Here is a 20,808-nt window from a genome sequence, read left to right as displayed (position 1 = left end):
TATCTTAAAGTTCCACGTGGAACAGTTTAATTTTTTCTTCTTCTTTAGTGCGCATTACAATAGCTTCACTATCCGTTTTATCTTTGTAACCACAATAATGTAATACACCATGCGCTAGTACACGTTTTAATTCTTCCTCAAAAGAAACATTAAAATCATTGGCGTTATCTTGTACTCGTTCTACAGATATAAAAATATCACCACTAATAATATCACCTTCTGTATAATCAAAACTTATGATATCTGTTAAAGTATCGTGATTTAAATATTGCATATTAATAGCATGCAAATATTCATCGTCACAAAAGATATATGAAATTTCACCTAAAAATTTATTTTCAGATTCAACAATAGTTTCAATCCAAGAAGCATAAACTTCTTCATTATCTAAAGTGAAATCAGATTCGTAATTAAAACTTATCATTTGGTTTTAAAATATTGTTGTACTTTATTATTAAAATTGGGTTGCAAAGGTAGGCTTTGTCTGTTTAATATTTCAACACTTTTTAAATAATTTAATAGAGCAGGAGGTAAGGGTTTATTTGTTCCTAAGAAATCTTTTTTATTAGTATTTGATTCTCTTTTACTATCCTGACCTTGTTGCTTCATGGCAGTTTCTAATTTTAACAACTCATGATTGATTTGCATAGCTCGATTAATATTCTCTTGAGTCAGCCCTTTATTGATTAATTGCTTTTCTAAATCTTTCATTTGTTTAACAGCATTCTGACCATTACCACCCATACCATTTTTCTCTAATTCCTTTTCTAAAGACTCACGTAACTCTTGTTGTTCTTTAATTATTTCTAACAATTTACCTGCATCACCTTCACCATCTTTACCATCGATTCCTTGTGAACCACCCTCACCTTGTTCTCCTGGTTTTTTACCTTGACCTGGCTTTTGTCCGTCACCTGGTTTCTTTCCGTCACCCGGTTTGGGTTGACCATCTTTCATTTTATCACCTAAACCTTTTTGCTGAGAAATAATATCGGCTAATTGTTTGCCTCCTTTTCCTTGTCCAGGTTTTGGTTTACCAGCACCGCCAGAAGAAGACATACTCATGTTCATATCGTTTTGAACATTACTTAACATATCGGCTAATTTATTCGCAGAAGATAAGGTAAATTGTTGATGAGAAATTCCTTTTCCACGATTAGTTGCAACTAAATTTTCAATAGATTTATCTAAATTATAATGTATTTCTTCTACTTCTTTTAAAACTAAATCCGATAATTTTGGTTGACGCATAGACAAAGCAAATAAACTATCATCAACATGTTTAAATTGCGTTTTTAAATCTTGTTGTTTCTTTAATAGTGAACTTACATTAGATTTAGAATTGGCAACCGATTTAAATTGTTGCATTAACTTTTCTTGATCAAATGAAAATGACAATAAATTATCTAAAATCTGACGTAATACTTTAGCATCTTCAGCATTCTCTTCCATTTCTCCAGCAGCCATAGATTGAGACATTTTTTTGCTCATTTCTTTCATTTTTTGAGCAGCCGCTTTTTGATTTTTCTTAGCTGATTTAGTATCTTTTTTTTCTAAATTATCTTCGGCTTTTTGTTGATCTTGATCCACTTCTTTCTGATCACCTTTATCATTTGGAATATCCATTGGTGATTTTAATTCTTTATTTTCTTTTTCTAAATCGTCTAATTCCTTTTTTAAATCATCAAACTCTTTAGATAGTTTTACTTGTTCTTCCTTAGATTGATTATCCTTATCACCAAGTTTATCTTGTTTATCGGAAAGCTTGTCTAATTTATCTGCTAATTGTTCCGCTTTTTGTTCTACATAATAACGCTTGGTTAATTCTACTAATTGTTCTAAAGATTTTTGTTGCGTTTTAGCTTGTTGTTTTAGTTTATCTGCTTTATCAAACAACTCTTCTTTCTCTAATTTCTTAGTTAATTCTTCTAATTCTTTTAAAAGCTTTTCGTTTTTTGCAGCATCTTTTTCATTCTTTTCTAAACGATTTAAAAGCTCTTGTTTCATTTCGTCTTTTTGTTCTGGCTTAAATTGTTCTAGATTCTCTTTCATCTTTTCAGAAAATTCTTTCATCATTTCGTCTTGTTGTTTTTGACGATTGATAAAATCTTGAATCTTTTTCTGATCTTTATAATCCAGATTGTCTTTTTGTTTATCTAACTTTTTCAATTTCTCTAATTCATCGAATTGTTTGTCTTGGTTATCCAAAGCTTTTTGTAAACTATTGATGTTAGATTGCTGTTCTTGCAACGATTTTTGTTCTTTTTGCTCTTGCGTTAACTCAGAATGAGAAAAAACAGTTGATTTCGATGATTTTAAACCATTAACTACATCATTATCAAACACTTCAAAATAATAATCATAATTTACACCTGGTTGCAAAGTAATTACATCTGGAAAAGAGTATACAAATTGATCAACCACTTTACTTTTTAAAGTCAATCCTTTTCTATAAACAATATTTGGTTTTGTTCTATCATAAAAAACCACTTGTAATTTTGATAATCCGTAATCGTCTGAAACCTGACCAATTATAACTTTTTGTTTTAATTTTAAACTATCAGGTGTTTCAGTTGCAGAAATACTTGGAAACTGATCTTTTAAAATGGTTAATTTATATTGTAAGTTTTCGTGGTTTTTTAATTGTTTATTAGATATTGAAATTTGATAATCGGTATTATTCACAATTCTTTTAGTTAAAGAAAACTGATTTTCGTTTTTAGAAAAAGGTGTTACTAAAGAATTGTTGTTATAGTTTACAGTTGTAGTGGCTAAAGTATTTAAATTCCAAGTTACCAAAGTTCCTTCTGGGATAACCGCATTTCCGGTACCTTGAATTACTTCTGGTTTTTTTCCTAAATAACTTGGAAAATGTAACTGCATTGTAAAAGATGAAATTGTAGGAACATTAACAACATTCAACACATAATCATTAGACGTAATTTCATTCGATTTAAAATGAAAAGTAATATCCTTTTGAACATTATCAAATTGATAAGAGAAATTTCCAGGTGAAATAGTTTCTAAAAAATATTCTTCATTATTAATAATAATCGAAGCATTTTCTGGAATGATTTTCCCAACCGTTTTTACTAAAAGTTTGAATGATTTATTTTGTTCCACGTGTAAATCGTTAGAAACAATTTCAAATTTAAAGGCAGCAGGTTTTTCAAAATTTTTATCGTATTGCACTACACGAGCAAAACTATTTGAAATTACATCTGAATTTCCAGAAATATAAAAGAATAAAATAAACAACAACGGAATTAATGCATACGGCAAATACTTTTTATTCTTATTGAAATTAATAGCATTTGAAAAAGGAATTGGTTGTAAAGTATTCGCTTTTTGTTCGATTGATGCTAATACCAATTCTGATGGTTGTTTTGTATTGGCTAATTGTAAGAAATTAAGTAATTTGTCTTTTACTTCATCAAAGTGAGTTCCAATAATTTTTGAAGCTTCTGTATAATCTAATCCTTTTTGAATTTTAAACAATTTAAACAAAGGAAGCATGATGAATTTAGACAGTAATAAAACTTCAACAGCAATAAACAACCAAAACAAAATTGTTCTACCTTGAGTGGAAAACCATAAAAAGTATTCCATTAAGAAAGTGAAAATAAAATATAACAAGCCTATAGCAATAAAAAGAATAATTCCTTTTATTAACTCATTGGTGTAAAATTTCTTGATAAAACCTTCTAGCTTGTCGTAAATAATTGCTTTCTTTTCCAAAATTGTCAATCAATTGTTAATAACTGATAAAATTACAAATTTTTTAAATACATAATCAATACTAAAAAGTTAATAGTTGTATAAAATGTTAATAAAGAAATAAAAACATTAAATAAAAAAATAATATTATTTCTCTGTTTATTTTCAAATCAATGTTTTAAACATATAAGCCATAAAAGTTTTTTTAAAAAAATTGCAGCGCAATAAGAAGTACTTATAACTACTTTAAAAAGTTCATTTAAGAAAAAAAACTTAACAAGTTAGCTTATATGACTTATATGGTTAAATAATCTATAAATGTTTTATCTTTGCAAAAATTTAATAACAATGTCAAAACCAGTAAGAGTACGATTTGCTCCAAGTCCAACCGGACCATTACATATTGGTGGTGTTAGAACTGCACTTTTCAATTATTTATTTGCCAAAAAACACGGTGGAACATTTTATATTAGAATAGAAGACACAGATCAAACACGATTTGTAGCAGAAGCGGAAGATTATATTTTTGAAGCATTAGAATGGTTAGGAATTGCTCCTGATGAAACTATTGGAAAAAATGAAAAATTCGGACCGTATAGACAATCGGATAGAAAACATATTTATAAACAATATGCCGATGAATTAATAAATTCGGGATGGGCTTATTATGCTTTTGATACTGCTGAAAAGTTAGATGAATTACGCAAACAAGCAGAATCGGAAGGAAAAACATTTATCTATAATCATTCGGTAAGAGAAACATTAGATACTTCTTTAAACGTTTCACGTGAAATTATTGATGAGAGAATTGCTTCTGGTTCACCTTATGTAATTCGTTTTAAAACGCCAGTAAATGAAATTTTACACTTACAGGATATTATTCGTGGTGAAGTAAAATTTGATACGAATTTATTAGACGATAAAGTTTTATTTAAATCGGATGGAATGCCAACGTATCACTTAGCGAATATTGTAGATGATCATTTGATGGAAACCTCACATGTTATTCGTGGAGAAGAATGGTTACCAAGTTTACCATTACATGTTTTATTATACAAAGCTTTTGGATGGGAAGCTCCAGAATTTGCACATTTACCTTTAATTTTAAAACCAATTGGTAATGGAAAATTAAGTAAACGTGATGGTGATAAATTAGGATTTCCAGTATTTCCATTACAATGGACAACTTCTGAAGGAACATCAATGGGTTATAGAGAAGCCGGATTTTTCCCTGAAGCAGTAGTTAACTTTTTAGCATTGTTAGGTTGGAATGATGGTACAGATCAGGAAATCTTTTCATTAGATGAATTAGTTCAAAAATTTGATTTAACAAGAGTAAACAAATCGGGTGCAAAATTTGATCCAGAAAAAAATAAATGGTTCAACCATCAATATTTACAAAAGAAAGCTAATGAAGAATTGGCTCAAGCCTTTGAAAAAGATTTAGCAGAAAGAAATATTAGTACTTCTTTAAATGTAACTAGAGTAGTTTCTTTAGTTAAAGAACGTGCAAATTTTGTAACAGAACTTTGGGATTTATCGGATTACTTTTTTGTGGCGCCAACATCGTACGATGAAAAAGCAGCTAAAAACTGGAAAGAAGAAACTCCAGGATTAATGCAACAAGTATCAGACGTTTTAAATGGAATTGAAGATTTTACTTCATTAAATATTGAAACGCTTTTAAAAGACTGGATGACGACGAACGAAATCGGAATGGGTAAAGTAATGCAACCGTTACGATTAAGTTTGGTAGGAGCCTTAAAAGGTCCGCATTTGTTTGATATTATTGAAATGATAGGTAAACAAGAAACCAAAAATAGAATAGAAAAAGCAATCGCTAGTTTATAACAAAAAAGCCCTGAATTATCAGGGCTTTTTTTATAATGTATTATAAGTAAATCGTTAATTGACCACTTATCATTCCAATATGTCCTTTGTATTTTTCTGATAAAGCAGGAACTTTTGTATTGTTGTTTAAATTATTAAAGAAGTTATTTAAACCATACTGGTAACCTAAACGTAAACGCAAATTAGTAATACCTACATTAATTCCAGCATAAATATTAGCATTTAATTTCGTTACATCAGTTATATCCTTAGCAGTTAATGTTGGTTGATCTACTAAAATATTGTTTTCATCTTCTTTATCAATTTTTAGTTTATCATTGATTTGAAGTACTGGTCCGAATTCAATATTAAAATGATTTTGACTTACCACATATCCTGGCATCAAGTAAATTTGAACAGCAGATAATTTATAATTCGTATCAACAACAGAAACTAATTTCTTTGTTTGAACAGAAAAATTAATATCTGTAAAAAACATTCCAAAACTCATTTGCCAGTTATTATAGAAATTTCCACGAACGTGAAATCCTCCAATCCAACCTGTTTCTGGAGTAATGGTAAAATTATTGGTAGAAATGTTTAATTGAGTTAAACCACCACCAATACCAATACGATTACTGTCTTTATATCCACTTTGTGCTAAAATTGAAATTGAAAATAAGGCACATACTAAAACTAAGAATTTTTTCATTTTGATAAGTTTAAGTGGCAAAAGTAGCATAATTATTTTATTAATGTAACTTTTACAAAAAACAAACGTATAACTATGGTAACTAAAAATTATTTATTATGACACCTTTTTTAAGTATTTTCCTTGTATTAGGACTAATTATTTTGCTTGGATCTTTTTTTACTGTTAAACAACAAACTGCAGTAGTTGTGGAACGATTCGGAAAATTTACAAGTATAAGAAACTCTGGTTTACAACTAAAAATTCCAATTATTGATAGAATTGCTGGAAGAGTTAATTTAAGAATTCAACAATTAGATGTCATTATTGAAACGCAAACAAAAGACAATGTTTTCATTAAAATGAAAGTATCTGTTCAATTTAAAGTAATTCAAGAACACGTTTATGAAGCATTTTATAAATTAGAATATCCACACGATCAAATTACAGCTTATGTTTTTGACGTAGTTAGAGCAGAAGTTCCTAAACTTATTTTAGATGATGTTTTCGTAAGAAAAGATGATATTGCTATTGCAGTAAAACGTGAATTGAATGAAGCTATGATGGCTTACGGATATGACATTATCAATACTTTAGTAACAGATATTGATCCAGATATTCAGGTAAAAAATGCCATGAATAGAATTAATGCTGCAGAAAGAGAAAAAACGGCTGCAATGTTTGAATCTGAAGCACAACGTATTAGAATTGTTGCTAAAGCTAAAGCAGAAGCAGAAAGTAAAAAATTACAAGGTCAAGGTATTGCCGATCAAAGAAGAGAAATTGCGCGTGGTTTATTGGAAAGTGTAGAAGTTTTAAACAATGTGGGAATTAATTCACAAGAAGCTTCAGCTTTAATTGTTGTAACACAACATTATGATACGTTACAAGCAATTGGTGCGGATACTAATAGTAATTTAATTTTATTACCGAATTCGCCTCAAGCAGGAAGTGATATGTTAAACAACATGGTAGCTAGTTTTACAGCAAGTAACCAAATTGGTGAAACCATGAAAAACCAACCAAAACGAGTTAAGAAAAGTGGAGATCATACTTCTACTGATTTTAACCCAAGTGATACAAGTTCATAATTTCAAAATTAGTTTGAAAAATTTAAAACCATCAATTTTAAAATTGGTGGTTTTTTTATAACTAAAAGTTGATAAAAATACTTTTTGTGAATTTTAAGAAATTTGAATTCTAAAAAACTAGCTTTTTAGTTGAAAAACGCAAATAAAGCGATTTAAGAAAACTTCTAATATAAAGACGTAAAAACACTTTAAGGAAAAATATTTTTATCTTAAAATTAAAATATAGAAGTCGATTTTTTAAGTTTTTAATTATAAAAAATATAATAATAATAGATTTTATAAATAATAAACAAAACACATAAAATTAAAAATTTATATCAATAAAGATTATATTGATAGTTTTTAAATTTGAAGAAAATAAAAAAAACCTTCAAAAGTAAATTTGAAGGTTTTAAAATTTAGACACTTCGACAAGCTCAGTGTGAAATTCTAATTATTATATTTTACTGTTCAGAAACTTTTGCCCAAGTATCTCTTAGTCCAACTGTTTTGTTGAAAACTAATTTTTCTGCTGTTGAATCTCTATCCACACAGAAATATCCTAAACGTTGAAATTGAAAATGATCTAATTCTTTAGCGGTTTGTAAACTTGGTTCTACATAACCCGTAATTACTTCTAATGAATTTTGATTGATAAATTCTTTAAAATCAACATCTTTATTACCGTCTGGACTTTCATGTGTAAATAAACGGTCGTAAATTCTAACTTCTGCTTCTTTAGCATGAGCAATTGAAACCCAATGAATTACACCTTTTACTTTTCTATTACTTGCTTCTGTTCCGCTACCTGATTTAGAATCTACATCATACGTACAGTGAATTTCAGTAATATTTCCATCTGCATCTTTTACAACTGATTCACCTTTAATGATATAGGCATTTTTCAAACGCACTTCAGTTCCTAAAGTTAAACGGAAAAATTTCTTATGAGCTTCCTCTTGAAAATCTTCTCTTTCGATATATAATTCTTTAGAAAAAGGAACTTCTCTATACGTCATTACTTCTTCTTCCGGATTATTTTCGGCTTGTAACCACTCTTCTTTTCCTTCCGGATAATTAGTAATGACCAATTTTATCGGATTTAAAACCGCCATAACACGAGGCGCCACTTTGTTTAAATCTTCACGAATACAGAAATCTAATAACGAAACATCAATTAAATTTGTACGTTTTGCAATACCAATAGTTTTTGCAAAATTTCTGATAGCAGCTGCCGTAATTCCACGTCTTCTCATTCCAGAAATCGTACTCATACGAGGATCATCCCAACCTGTAACGTGCTTTTCTTCAACTAATTGTAATAATTTACGTTTCGAAACTACAGTATGTGATAAATTTCTACGGGCAAATTCTCTTTGTTTCGGACGCACCTTAGTTTCATCATAAATTTGATTTAAAAACCAATCGTATAACTCTCTATGAGGTAAGAATTCTAACGTACAAAATGAGTGAGAAATTTGTTCTAAATAATCACTTTCTCCATGTGCCCAATCGTACATAGGATAAATACACCAATCGTTTCCTGTACGGTGATGATGTGCGTGCATGATACGATAAATAATAGGATCACGCATTAACATATTGTTTGCACCCATAGAAATTTTAGCACGTAAAACATGAGTTCCTTTTTCGAATTCTCCGTTTTTCATACGTGTAAATAAATCTAAATTCTCTTCAATAGAACGATTTCTATAAGGAGAATCGGTACCTGGAGTAGTTGGAGTACCTTTTTGAATAGCCATTTCTTCAGAAGTTTGACTATCCACATAAGCTTTATCTTTTTTGATTAATTCCACAGCCCAATCATATAATTGTTGGAAATAATCTGAAGCATAACATTCTTTATCCCATTTAAAACCTAACCATTCTACATCTTTTTTAATAGCATCAACATATTCTTGCTCTTCTTTAGATGGATTGGTATCGTCGAAACGTAGGTTAACAGGTGCATTATAATCGATTCCTAGACCAAAATTTAAGCATATTGCACTGGCATGACCTACGTGTAAATAACCATTTGGTTCAGGTGGAAAACGAAAACGTAATTTATCAGCAGATAAACCATTTTTTAAATCGTCTTCTATAATTTGTTCTATAAAATTTAAAGATTTTTCTTCTGTAGACATTGTTTTTTTTACTTTTGACAAAGATAAAAAAGTTTATTGTTAATAGTTTATTCTTATACATAAAAAACGAAAAACAATAAACAACAAACCAAATTAAATGGGAACAATAAAATTAACTAACATTCGTACTTTTTCGTACCACGGATGTTTAGAAGAAGAAGCAAAAATTGGTAGTAATTACCGTGTGGATTTAACGATTAAAACGAATTTAAAACCATCAGCCAAAACAGATGATTTAACAGATACAGTAGATTATGTAGATTTAAATCGAATAGTGGTGGAAGAAATGGCAATTCGAGCAAAATTACTTGAACATGTAGCTAAAAGAATCATGGATAGAGTAATAAATGAATTATTTATGGTTACGCATGTTAAAGTAGAAGTTACTAAATTAAATCCGCCTATAGGTGGTGATGTTGAGGGTGTTACGATAATATTGAAACAAAAAAGGTAGTTCTCGATTTTACGATTTACGATTTACAAATTACGAAAAAGTAAATATTTGGAATTTGTTTTTTGAATATTGTTATTTTTATCTCTATATTTGCAATCCAATTATGGCGTCGTGGCCGAGCGGCTAGGCACCGGTCTGCAAAACCGTCTACTCCGGTTCGAATCCGGACGATGCCTCAGAAAACCTTCAATGAAAATTGAGGGTTTTTTTATTGGTAAATTTTTAGAAAAAATTATTTAAAGTTAACGCAAAACCGTCTACTCCGGTTCTCCCGAAGCTTCGGGACGGAGATGCCTCAGAATCCTTCAATGAAAATTGAGGGTTTTTTTATTGGTAAATTTTTAGAAAAAATTATTTAAAGTTAACGCAAAACCATCTACTCCGGTTCTCCCGAAGCTTCGGGACGGAGATGCCTCTGAAAACCTTCAATGAAAATTGAGGGTTTTTTTATTGGTAAATTTTTAGAAAAAATTATTTAAAGTTAACGCAAAACCGTATACTCCGGTTCTCCCGAAGCTTCGGGACGGAGATGCCTCTGAAAACCTTCAATGAAAATTGAGGGTTTTTTTATTGGTAAATTTTTAGAAAAAATTATTTAAAGTTAACGCAAAACCATCTACTCCGGTTCTCCCGAAGCTTCGGGACGGAGATGCCTCTGAAAACCTTCAATGAAAATTGAGGGTTTTTTTATTGGTAATTTTTTAGAAAAAATTAATTAAAGATAACGCAAAACCGTATACTCCGGTTCTCCCGAAGCTTCGGGACGGAGATACCTCAGAAAACCTTCAATGAAAATTGAGGGTTTTTTTATTGGTAAATTTTTAGAAAAAATTATTTAAAGATAACGCAAAACCGTCTACTCCGGTTCTCCCGAAGCTTCGGGACGGAGATGCCTCTGAAAACCTTCAATGAAAATTGAGGTTTTTTTTATTGGTAAATTTAAAACGATTTATTTCAATCTCTTAGAAAATAAAAAAATAACCCTTCTTAGTAGCTACTAAGAAGGGTAGAAATTAATAAGTAGTAACCTTAAGCTAAGCTTTCATTTTACCATTTTTAAAACGATAACTAGCAGTTTGATAGTTGGCAATGGTTAAGTTTAATAAAGTTTTATTTTGATTTTGTAAAGCTTTCATTTCTTTGGTTTTAGCTTTCCAAAGGTATTGATGTGATTCTTTTCTATCATTTATTTCAGTAAAAATTGAATTTTTTAGCAATCCCAAGGTTCTGTAATTTCCTAAAAATGCGCGTTCATCATTCGGTTGCATCAAACGAATATCTTTACCATATAATGACGTGTTATAATTCCAATTTAAGTAACCAAAAAGGGTTGGCATGATATCAATTTGAGAAACTAATTTGTTTATTTTTTCAGGCTTTGTAGGTAAATTATAAATTAAAGCAGGAATATGATGTTTATCGATATTTAATTCCCATTTTCCTGCGCTACTCGCACAATGATCGGCCACAATTACAAATACTGTATTTTTAAACCAAGGTTTTGTTTTCGCTTTTTCAATAAATTTTCCAATGGCATAATCTGTATATTTTACCACAGATTCTCTTGTACCTTGAGGCATATCAATACTATTCTTAGGAAAAGAATAGGGTTTATGATTTGAAGTGGTCATGATGAAATTGAAAAAAGGCTGTTTGGTTGCATAATTGGCATCAGCAATTTTTAAGGTTTTATTATAAATATCTTCATCACAAATTCCCCATGCATTTTCAAAAGTTACTTCATTATCTTCAATGTTAATTCGTTTCGTTTTCACATCATCTGATAGTGGATTTCCTCTATTTCTATCTACAATATTGAAACCTTGACCACCAAAAAAAGTATTCATATTATCAAAATATCCATCACCACCATAAATGAAATTTAAATTATAATTCTTTTGTTTTAAAACTGTAGCGATAGAATATAAATGATCATTATTTGGTCTACGAACAATACTATTTCCAGGAGTTGGAGGAACAGAAAGTGTTAAAGCTTCCATACCTCGAATAGTTCTGGTAACAGTAGCATACAAATTAGTAAAAAATAAGCTTTCTGTAGCAAGTTTATCTAAATTCGGTGTAAGATTATCTTTATTACCAAATTCGGTCATAAAATCGGCGCTAAAACTTTCTACACAGATTAATATAACATTAGGCTTGTTTTCATTACTGGAATTAATAACTTTTCTTTCTAAATTGGATAAATCAGTTGAAAGTAACGCTTGATTTTTTTGTTGAAGATCTTTTTTAATAATAGCAAAGGCATCTTTATTAGAAAGCTTTTTATAAAAAGTTTCGTAATCTAATTCATTTGAACGATAAGCCGCAAAGAAAGAATATACTCCATTTTTAGACAGTTCATTTACATATAAATTATCAGTTGTTTCTGCTTGTTTGTTTGTAATAAACTGAATGTAAACAAAACTTATAGTAAGTAAACTTAAAACATAAATTATTCTTTTTTTAAGTTTCATTTTATCTGAAAATACAAATTCGAATTTTTGTGTCTTTTTAAAATAAAAGAAAAACAAACCAGTTAATAACAATAAAGAAAGTATTAAAACAGGTAAGGGATAAGATTGATTGATGTTTTCAATAACTTCATAGGTATATATTAAATAATCAACCGCAATAAAATTGAATCGTGTATTGAATTCACTCCAAAAGGGAAATTCGGCTAAAAAAGAAAAAACCGTAATGAAAAAAGTAAAAAATAATATGAAATACGTTAGCGATTTATCTAAAACAGAACCAATAAATTTTGAAGGAATAAGTAGTAAATACAATCCATAAACAAGACTAAAAAATACGGCAGTTCCAAAATCGAAAATAAGTCCTAAACCAAAAATCTTACTAAAATTAAATAAAGAAAAATCAATTGATTGTATGGATAAAAAGAATAAAACCAAACGAATTATGGTACCTAATAAACAATAAATCAGTAGGAAGTTTAGTAAAATTGAGAAACGATTTTGGGCAAAAATTTTCATGAATTTGATGTAATTAAAAATATACAACAAATGTAATCTTACCTTAAAATAACTACTAAAAAAAGAAGTCTAACATAATTGGAATAGACTAATAAAATAGGCATTTACAGCGATTTTACTGTAAATAATTTTGTTTGTATTCGGTTGGAGAAATTCCTTTAAATTTTTTAAAATTTAGGTTAAAAGTAGCTTTATTTTTAAAACCAACTGAAGTAGCAATTCCTAAAATTGAATAATGATCGTTTTCAGGATTAGAGTATTTTTTTATAAATTCTTCTACACGATATTCGTTAATAAAATCTTGAAAATTAGTAGCTAAATGAATATTTAATATTTCAGAAATATAATGTTTTGGAATGTGTATCGTTTCACTAAAAGATTGTAAGGATAAATTTTCATTAGTAAATAATTTATCAACTTCCATAGCTTCAATGATTCTTTTTTTATACGCATCAATATCTTTAGAATTAAGAGAAGAATTCTTGTATTTAGAGTGAGTTACAGGTAAATCGAAAAAATTATGATCTGAAACAAAAATATAAGTCAGATAATAAAACAATATTGATATTTCAAATATTAAAATAGAATTAAGAGTAACTATAATATCACTTTCAATTAAAAAATCTACAATAAGTAACGAGTCGGTTATTAAAACTGAAAAAATTAAAAAATAAAAAGGCGTTTTAATAAACTTAGCAATCTTAATTTTTTTAAGAAATATCAAAGAAAAAATAAGGTAAATAACACATACTAAATAAACAGCATGTTCTGCAACTTCAATCCAAAAAGATTCAATAAACTGTGTTTCATATAATTCAATTAGGATATAAATTAAAGTAGGAATAAAATACCAAGCAATTGAATAATTTAATTTTTTAGAAGTTTCAAAGTATTTTAAAAAGAGAAATAAAAGTGTAACAAAAAGTGTTTTATCTACAAAAAAGAAATCATAATGATAGAGAAATAAATTATTATTATCATCTCCAACAATATAAAAAAGTAATGAAAGTAGTAAGGCAGATAAGAACCAAAAATTATACGGCTGGTATTTATTTTTATTTTTGAATAAGTACAATAATAAAAATAACCCTTGTATTACAGCTATTATCTGAAACGTTTGAAGCATTACTCTAAAGAACTTTCAATACCTAATTTATGATTTACCAATTCTTTTCCTTTTGGAAAAATACCTTGAAGTAAAAAGAAGATTCCGAAAATGATTAAAATGAAACTTATAATACGTTTAATTTTATAAATATTAGTTGGAGTTAATCGGTGTTTTAATTGTTTTGATAAAAGAATTTTAACGATATCAAATCCTAAATAAAACGCTAAAGTAGAAGTAAAAAATAAAAACACTCGAAGCGGATCCATTTGTAAACGTGGTCCTTGCGTAATTAAAACCATCATCCAAAAACCTAAAATACCAATGTTAATAATGTTTAAGAAAAAGCCTTTAAAAAATAAACCTAAGTAGTTGTTTTTAGGAATATCATCGATATCTTTTTCTTCATCAATATTGAATTTTTTCTTCAATTGAATATAAGAAATCAAACCATAAACCGCCATGATTAATCCACCAATGATATACAAATTCGGATTATCTTTAAACTGAGCTAATATTTGATTAGAAGCATAATAAGCAATTGTAATGAATACAATATCGCTAAATACAATTCCGCAATCTAACGTAAAAGCAGCTTTAAATCCTTTTGTTATACTTGTTTCGATTAATACAAAAAAACCTGGTCCAATAGAAATGGCTAATAAAAAACCCCAAGGAATGGCAGATAAAATGTCTTGAATCATTCTTTTATAGTGAAAAGTGATAAGTAAAAAGTGATAAGTCTTTCCAAAAATAAAAAAAACTTATCACTTATCACTAATTACTGGCTACTAAATTTACTTCGCTTGAACAATAGTTCCTCCAGCTACTGTTTTTTGATTAATTTGTTTTGGTTTTCCAAATATAGTAATGGTTCCACCAGCTCTTGTTTTAGCATCTACTAATTCCGATGCATTTACATTAGCCAAACCTCCAGCATTTACAGTAACTGTAGTTTGTTGTGTACTACAATATTCACCGTCATATTTTGCTCCAGAATTTGATAAAATATCTTGATTTTTTACGGTTCCTTTAATGGTAACAATACTTCCAGCACCACATCGAACCGTTAATTTTTCTGCAGTTAAATTTTTCAACACCACTTCAGAACCTTCTTTAGTAATGATATCAAAACCAATAGCTTTTATTTCTTTTTCAGATGAAATTCTACTACCTTCATTAGCTTCTACAGCATCTAATTTTTTATAATAAACCGTTGCAGAAATGTCATCACCTTTTAATAATTTTCCTAAAGGTAATCGTATTTTTAATTCGCCATTATTGTTAACTAATTCTACTTCTTCAGAATTAGTTCCGTGTAGAATAACTTTATTTTCTGTTCCTGGAAGCAATAGCACATCAATTTTATCAAAAGAAGTGACTTTATTAAAATCGCCCACGTTTTTTTCCGTTTGTGCGAAAGCAATTGAACTTATGAATAATAGACTAAAAATGATTTTTTTCATGATTTATTTTTTATCTGAATACTAAAAACTATTAACTGAACACTGATTTACTTATTTTCTCTAATAAAATGAAAATCCAATTGTTTTTTTACTAAATCGGCATTCTTTACTTTAACGTAAACTTCGTCTCCTAATTGTAATAAATTCTTAGAAACTTCACCTACTAAAGCATATTGTTTGTCGTCAAACGTGTAATAATCATCTCTAATTTCTCTAATACGCACCATTCCTTCACATTTGTTTTCGATGATTTCTACATAAATTCCCCATTCAGTAACGCCAGAAATAACTCCTAAAAACTCTTGATCTTTATGGTCTTGCATGTATTTTACTTGCATGTATTTGATAGAATCTCTTTCCGCCTGAGCCGCTAAATTTTCCATATCAGAAGAATGAATACATTTTTGTTCGTAATCTTCTTCACTTACACTTTTTCCACCATCTAAATAATATTGCAACAAACGGTGTGCCATAACATCAGGATAACGACGAATTGGCGATGTAAAATGCGAATAATAATCAAATGCTAATCCGTAATGTCCAATATTATGCGTAGAATAGGCTGCTTTACTCATACATCTAATCGTAAGCGTATCAACCATATTTTGTTCTTTTTTACCTTGAACATCTTCTAATAATCTATTCAAAGAAGAAGAAACGGTATCTTTTGATTTTAAATTTAAAGTATAACCAAATTTTGAAATTACATTTTGTAAGCCAAATAATTTATCTTCATTCGGTTCATCGTGAATTCTATATACAAATGTTTTCTTTTGTTTTCCGATAAATTCAGCGACTTTTCTGTTGGCTAATAACATGAATTCTTCAATCAAATGATTAGCATCTTTACTTTGTTTGAAATAAACACCAACCGGTTCTGCATTTTCATTTAAGTTGAATTTAACTTCTACTTTATCAAATGAAATCGCACCCGCATTCATTCTTTTTCTACGAAGAATTTTTGCTAATTCATCCATTTTTAATGTTGCTTCCACTATTGGTTTTGGTGCATGATATTGTTCACCAGTTAACGAAATATGAGCTGGAATAATATCCGATTTTGTTTCGATAATTTCTTGAGCTTCTTCATACGCAAATCGTTGATCCGAATAAATAACGGTTCTTCCAAACCAAGAATCAATAACTTCAGCTTTATCATTCAATTGAAATATGGCTGAAAAGGTATATTTTTCTTCATGTGGTCGAAGTGAACAAGCAAAATTAGATAACACTTCAGGTAACATCGGAACCACGCGATCTACTAAATACACAGAAGTAGCACGGTTATACGCTTCATCATCTAAAATAGTTCCTTCTTTCAAATAGTGAGAAACATCGGCAATGTGAACTCCAATTTCATAATTTCCATTCGGTAATACTTGAAATGATAAGGCATCGTCAAAATCTTTGGCATCTTTCGGATCGATGGTAAACGTTAAAACATTTCGCATGTCTTTACGTTTTGCAATTTCTTCTTCTGTTATAGAAGTATCTATTTTATTAGCATACGCTTCCACTTCAATTGGGAAATCATATGGTAAACCATATTCTGCTAAAATTGCATGAATTTCGGTATTGTGTTCTCCAGGTTTTCCTAAAACTTTTACAACTTTTCCAAAAGGTGAATCGGCTTTTTTAGGCCAATCAACCATTTTGACTAAAACAACATCACCGTGTTCGGCATCAAATATTTCATTTTTAGGAATAAAAATATCAGTATACATTTTTGCATTGGCAGTTGTTACAAAAGCAAAGTTTTTCTGAACATCAATCACGCCTACAAATTCCGTTTTAGCACGTTCTAAAATTTCCAATACTTCCGCTTCTGGTCTTCTACTACTTCTTCTGTTATATACATAACATTTAACTTTATCGCCATCTAAAGCATGATTCAAATTAATAAACGGTATAAATACATCATCTTCTAATTCATCGCAAACAAAATATCCTGTTTTACGAGAAGTCATGTCTACAACTCCTTCATAGTATTCTGCTTTAGAAATAATTTTGAATTTACCTCTTTCGGTTTCTTCAATTTTTCCTGCTTTTTTTAAAATACCTAATTCTTTAATAATTTCATTTCTACTTTGCGTATCATTGACTTCAATTATAGCTGCAATTTGCTTATAGTTAAAGGCTTTATTAGGTTCTTTCGATAATATTTTATAAACATGAGCCGAAAAATCTTTGGCTTTCTTAGACATTTTTCTAAAATTCTTTTTCATATATCTTTCTTAATATGCATTAAAAGTACAAAGAACAATTTAGAAAATAGAAAATAGCTTTTAGATTTAATAAAATTTTAATTTTCAAATTCTGGAAGTTTTCAACATATATTAAAAACAACAAAAAAAGATTTTTTAAAAAATTAAAAATTTGATTGTTATTATAGCGTGTTAATATGTACGATAAATAATTTTTCAATTGTTGTTTTTTTAACTTATCGATAGTTATACAAAATAATTAACAATGTAAATTTTACGTAAAGTCTTCAATTTCAATTCAATTATTTTTTAAAAATTAATCTTATTAACAACTGTTAAAATCGAAAACTTCTTGGCATTTGTAAAAAAGTGAATTTTGAAAAATTGTTAATAACCATTCAAAAACTTTTAATAAGAAAACAATAAAATCTAAAAACTAAATTTGGATTTCTATTTTCAGTTTTTGATTACAACTTTTAATTAAACATCCAAAAAAAACTTCTAAAATTCTTTATTTAGTTATTAACAAGTTTTGTTAAATTAAGTTTACTTGATTATCAAGCTTTTGCGTTTTAATATTAACAACGTACTTTTTTTGTTAAAATATTCGATATTTCTTACTTTTATACAACCATTAAGAATATTTACAAATTTACTTCTTGATACAGTGGATATTGATTATTTTTGTAAATCATTATTAACATCACAACACACAACTTATGATAATCTCAATTGGTAACGACCACGCAGGTCCAGACTACAAAAATGCTATAGTTAACTATTTAGAAAGCAACGGTCATGAAGTTATTAACCATGGTACCGATACTTTTGATAGTGTAGATTATCCCGATTTTGGACACGCTGTAGCCTATGATGTAGAAAGTAAAAAAGCACATTTCGGAATTGTTATTTGTGGTTCAGGAAATGGTATTGCTATGTCGGCAAACAAACACCAAGATATCCGTGCCGCTTTATGTTGGACAAAAGAAATTTCAGAATTAGCCCGTCAGCATAATGATGCGAATATTATTTCTATTCCAGCTCGTTATACTTCAATCCAACAAGCTGTAGATATGGTAGATACTTTTTTAAATACCGAATTTGAAGGAGGAAGACACGCTAAAAGAGTAAACAAAATTGCTTGTAAATAAAGAATGTTAGACTTCTTAGAGATTTAGAAATTTTTAATAACCAGTTAATTTTTGAATATCTAAGAAGTCTAAATATCTAACTTCTAATATTCTGAAATGAGTCATAATCACGTCCACATTACCAAAAATAATGTAAAGGCAAATAATTTAGTGTATTCTATATTATTGAATTTACTGATTACAATCTCTCAGGTTGTGGGCGGAATTATCTCTGGAAGTTTGGCATTAATTTCAGATGCTTTACATAACTTTTCAGATGTATTATCCCTAGTTTTTAGTTTAGTTGCGCATAAATTATCAAGAAGAAAAGCGTCTATTGAACACACTTTCGGATACAAACGTGCCGAAATTTTAGCAGCTTTTGTTAATGCTTCTACACTTATAATTGTTGCTTTAATTTTAATTTATGGCGCTATTAACCGATTCATTCATCCGGAACCTATTAAATCGACTTTAGTAATTTGGTTAGCGGTTTTAGGAATTTTTGCCAATGGATTTTCCGTTATTTTATTAAAAAATGATGCCGATCATAACCTGAATATGAAATCGGCTTATTTACACTTATTAACAGACATGATGGCTTCAGTTGCGGTTTTAGTAGGCGGTTTGTTAATGAAGTTTTACGGATGGTTTTGGGTAGATAGTGTAATGACTATTCTAATTGCAATTTATCTTATAGTTGTAGGATTCGATTTAGTTATCAAATCAACCAAGATGTTAATGTTATTTACACCTGAACACATTGATATTAAAGAAATTGTAAGAGAAGTTCATAAAATAGAAGGCGCTGGAAAATTACATCACATTCATGTTTGGTATTTAAATGAAGAAGAAATTCATTTAGAAGCCCATTTAGATTGTCCGGAAGATTTTACGTTAACACAATTTGATGAGGTTTTAAACAATATTGAAAAAGTGTTATTTGAAAAATTCGGAATCAATCATACTACAATTCAACCTGAATTTAAAAAAGAAGATCCAAAAGAATTTATTGTTCAAGATTAAACCACAGGCAATTGTAGTTTTTTACGAATGGCGTAAATTCTGATTGTAGCAGTTGTTAACACACAAACAATCATGCTAATTTCGGTATTGATTTTTAAAAAGATCAAACCTAAATATAAGGCTCCACCAATTAAACAAGCGGTTGCATACAATTCTCCAGGTTTCATTAAATTCGGAACAGAATTACACAAAATATCGGCTAATAATCCTCCAAAAGTAGCGGTAATTACACCCATAATTAAAGCATAACCTTCGCCAATTCCAGCTTGTAGTGCAATTTGTAATCCAACAACAGTAAAAAAACCGATGCCTAAAGCATCCGTTACAAAAAGCAGTTGTTTAATCAGTTTAAAATTTAATTTGAAGAAAAATGTAATAACGGTCGCAACCAAAACAATAATGATTGCAAAATTATCGCTTAACCAATTTACAGGTCTAATTCCAATTAATAAATCGCGCGTAGTTCCGCCGCCATACGCCATTACAAAAGATAAAATTACTGCTCCGATTAAATCAAAACGATTGGTTCTTGCTTTTAAAACTCCCGTTACAGCAAAAACAAAAATTCCTAAATAAGAAAGGATTTGTAAAATTTCCAAAGCAAAAAGTATGAGCTGTTAATAGATTTACAAAAGTACTACTATTTCTAAAATTGTAGTGATAGTACTACTTTAAAAAGAAATAAATTCCAATAATATTAATAATGAAAAGAATCATAAATTTCCACATGAATGAAGCTTTAGAGATCTTATGTTTAAAAACTAAAATAGCAAACATACCGCCAATTGCGCCACCAATGGTTGAAACGGTAAACAATTCTTTTTCTGGTATTCTACTTTTGTTTTTTATCGCCAGGAATTTATCAAATCCAAAAAGTATAAAACTAACCACATTAATTGATAAAAGATAAAGTAAAAAGAGTTTCATCTAAGATTTAATTATTCCAGCAAAGATATAGTTTGTATTATTTCTTAAAAA

The 20,808-nt window shown here is 28.9% G+C and carries 16 protein-coding genes and 1 tRNA gene; 6 read left to right on the top strand and 11 right to left on the bottom strand.

All coding sequences use genetic code 11. The features are described 5' to 3' along the window. Window positions 1-4 precede the first annotated feature (4 nt). Window positions 5-424, bottom strand: coding sequence for an rRNA maturation RNase YbeY (gene ybeY / locus BMY86_RS07895; protein WP_091467366.1), 420 nt, complete (start codon window positions 422-424; stop codon window positions 5-7). After that, window positions 421-3,738, bottom strand: a complete 3,318-nt coding sequence (locus tag BMY86_RS07890) for a DUF4175 family protein (protein WP_091467500.1) — start codon at window positions 3,736-3,738, stop codon at window positions 421-423. The genes ybeY and BMY86_RS07890 overlap by 4 nt, the downstream gene beginning before the upstream one ends. A 327-nt stretch (window positions 3,739-4,065) precedes the next feature. On the opposite strand from BMY86_RS07890, the gene gltX reads away from it, so the two are divergent. Next, window positions 4,066-5,568, top strand: coding sequence for a glutamate--tRNA ligase (gene gltX, locus BMY86_RS07885; protein WP_091467364.1), 1,503 nt, complete (start codon window positions 4,066-4,068; stop codon window positions 5,566-5,568). A gap of 40 nt (window positions 5,569-5,608) precedes the next feature. Here gltX and BMY86_RS07880 read toward each other — a convergent pair whose 3' ends face one another. Then, a complete protein-coding gene (locus tag BMY86_RS07880; protein ID WP_091467361.1) occupies window positions 5,609-6,259 on the bottom strand; it encodes an outer membrane beta-barrel protein in 651 nt (216 codons plus the stop codon). Window positions 6,260-6,357: 98 nt separating this feature from the next. On the opposite strand from BMY86_RS07880, the gene BMY86_RS07875 reads away from it, so the two are divergent. Further along, window positions 6,358-7,329 (top strand): SPFH domain-containing protein, encoded by a 972-nt coding sequence (locus tag BMY86_RS07875; protein ID WP_091467359.1) that lies wholly within the window; start codon window positions 6,358-6,360, stop codon window positions 7,327-7,329. Window positions 7,330-7,772: 443 nt separating this feature from the next. Here the strand turns inward: BMY86_RS07875 and BMY86_RS07870 are convergent, their stop codons facing one another. Beyond that, window positions 7,773-9,455, bottom strand: a complete 1,683-nt coding sequence (locus BMY86_RS07870; RefSeq protein WP_091467357.1) for a glutamine--tRNA ligase/YqeY domain fusion protein — start codon at window positions 9,453-9,455, stop codon at window positions 7,773-7,775. A gap of 97 nt (window positions 9,456-9,552) precedes the next feature. Here BMY86_RS07870 and folB point away from each other — a divergent pair, with 97 nt between their 5' ends. Next, complete coding sequence (folB, locus tag BMY86_RS07865; RefSeq protein ID WP_091467355.1) at window positions 9,553-9,909, top strand: dihydroneopterin aldolase; 357 nt, start codon at window positions 9,553-9,555, stop codon at window positions 9,907-9,909. Between the two features lie 105 nt (window positions 9,910-10,014). Continuing rightward, window positions 10,015-10,085, top strand: a tRNA-Cys gene (locus BMY86_RS07860). Window positions 10,086-10,943: 858 nt separating this feature from the next. On the opposite strand, the gene BMY86_RS07855 is transcribed toward BMY86_RS07860, so the two are convergent. From BMY86_RS07855 to rnr, 5 genes are all read right to left on the bottom strand, one after another. Next, entirely contained in the window at window positions 10,944-12,899 is a 1,956-nt protein-coding gene (locus tag BMY86_RS07855) for an LTA synthase family protein (protein WP_091467353.1), read from the bottom strand. A 115-nt stretch (window positions 12,900-13,014) separates the two neighbouring features. Next, window positions 13,015-14,025, bottom strand: coding sequence for a helix-turn-helix domain-containing protein (locus tag BMY86_RS07850; protein ID WP_091467351.1), 1,011 nt, complete (start codon window positions 14,023-14,025; stop codon window positions 13,015-13,017). Next, window positions 14,025-14,708, bottom strand: a complete 684-nt coding sequence (locus tag BMY86_RS07845; protein ID WP_091467349.1) for a LysE family translocator — start codon at window positions 14,706-14,708, stop codon at window positions 14,025-14,027. Before BMY86_RS07845 ends, BMY86_RS07850 begins: the two co-directional genes overlap by 1 nt. Window positions 14,709-14,801: 93 nt before the next feature. Continuing rightward, window positions 14,802-15,470 carry a head GIN domain-containing protein gene (locus BMY86_RS07840; protein ID WP_091467347.1) on the bottom strand — a complete coding sequence of 223 codons (669 nt, stop codon included), beginning with the start codon at window positions 15,468-15,470 and terminating at the stop codon, window positions 14,802-14,804. A gap of 47 nt (window positions 15,471-15,517) precedes the next feature. Then, window positions 15,518-17,695 (bottom strand): ribonuclease R, encoded by a 2,178-nt coding sequence (rnr, locus tag BMY86_RS07835; protein WP_091467345.1) that lies wholly within the window; start codon window positions 17,693-17,695, stop codon window positions 15,518-15,520. 698 nt (window positions 17,696-18,393) lie between these two features. Between rnr and rpiB the strand changes: the two genes are divergently transcribed. Further along, the gene (gene rpiB / locus BMY86_RS07830; protein ID WP_091467343.1) at window positions 18,394-18,825 is read left to right on the top strand and encodes a ribose 5-phosphate isomerase B; all 432 of its coding nucleotides are present in this window, start codon (window positions 18,394-18,396) and stop codon (window positions 18,823-18,825) included. A gap of 96 nt (window positions 18,826-18,921) precedes the next feature. Beyond that, window positions 18,922-19,830: a cation diffusion facilitator family transporter gene (locus BMY86_RS07825; protein ID WP_091467340.1), complete on the top strand. Its 909-nt coding sequence runs from the start codon at window positions 18,922-18,924 to the stop codon at window positions 19,828-19,830. On the opposite strand, the gene BMY86_RS07820 is transcribed toward BMY86_RS07825, so the two are convergent. Beyond that, window positions 19,827-20,429 (bottom strand): trimeric intracellular cation channel family protein, encoded by a 603-nt coding sequence (locus BMY86_RS07820; protein WP_091467338.1) that lies wholly within the window; start codon window positions 20,427-20,429, stop codon window positions 19,827-19,829. The two genes, BMY86_RS07825 and BMY86_RS07820, sit on opposite strands and share 4 nt — an antisense overlap. A gap of 67 nt (window positions 20,430-20,496) precedes the next feature. After that, window positions 20,497-20,757, bottom strand: a complete 261-nt coding sequence (locus BMY86_RS07815; RefSeq protein ID WP_091467336.1) for a DUF1294 domain-containing protein — start codon at window positions 20,755-20,757, stop codon at window positions 20,497-20,499. Between the last annotated feature and the right edge of the window lie 51 nt (window positions 20,758-20,808).

Source organism: Flavobacterium urocaniciphilum (assembly GCF_900110615.1).
Lineage (GTDB): Bacteria > Bacteroidota > Bacteroidia > Flavobacteriales > Flavobacteriaceae > Flavobacterium > Flavobacterium urocaniciphilum.
The sequence above is the reverse complement of the archived record's forward strand: the minus strand, read 5'-3'. Positions and strand labels throughout refer to the sequence as shown.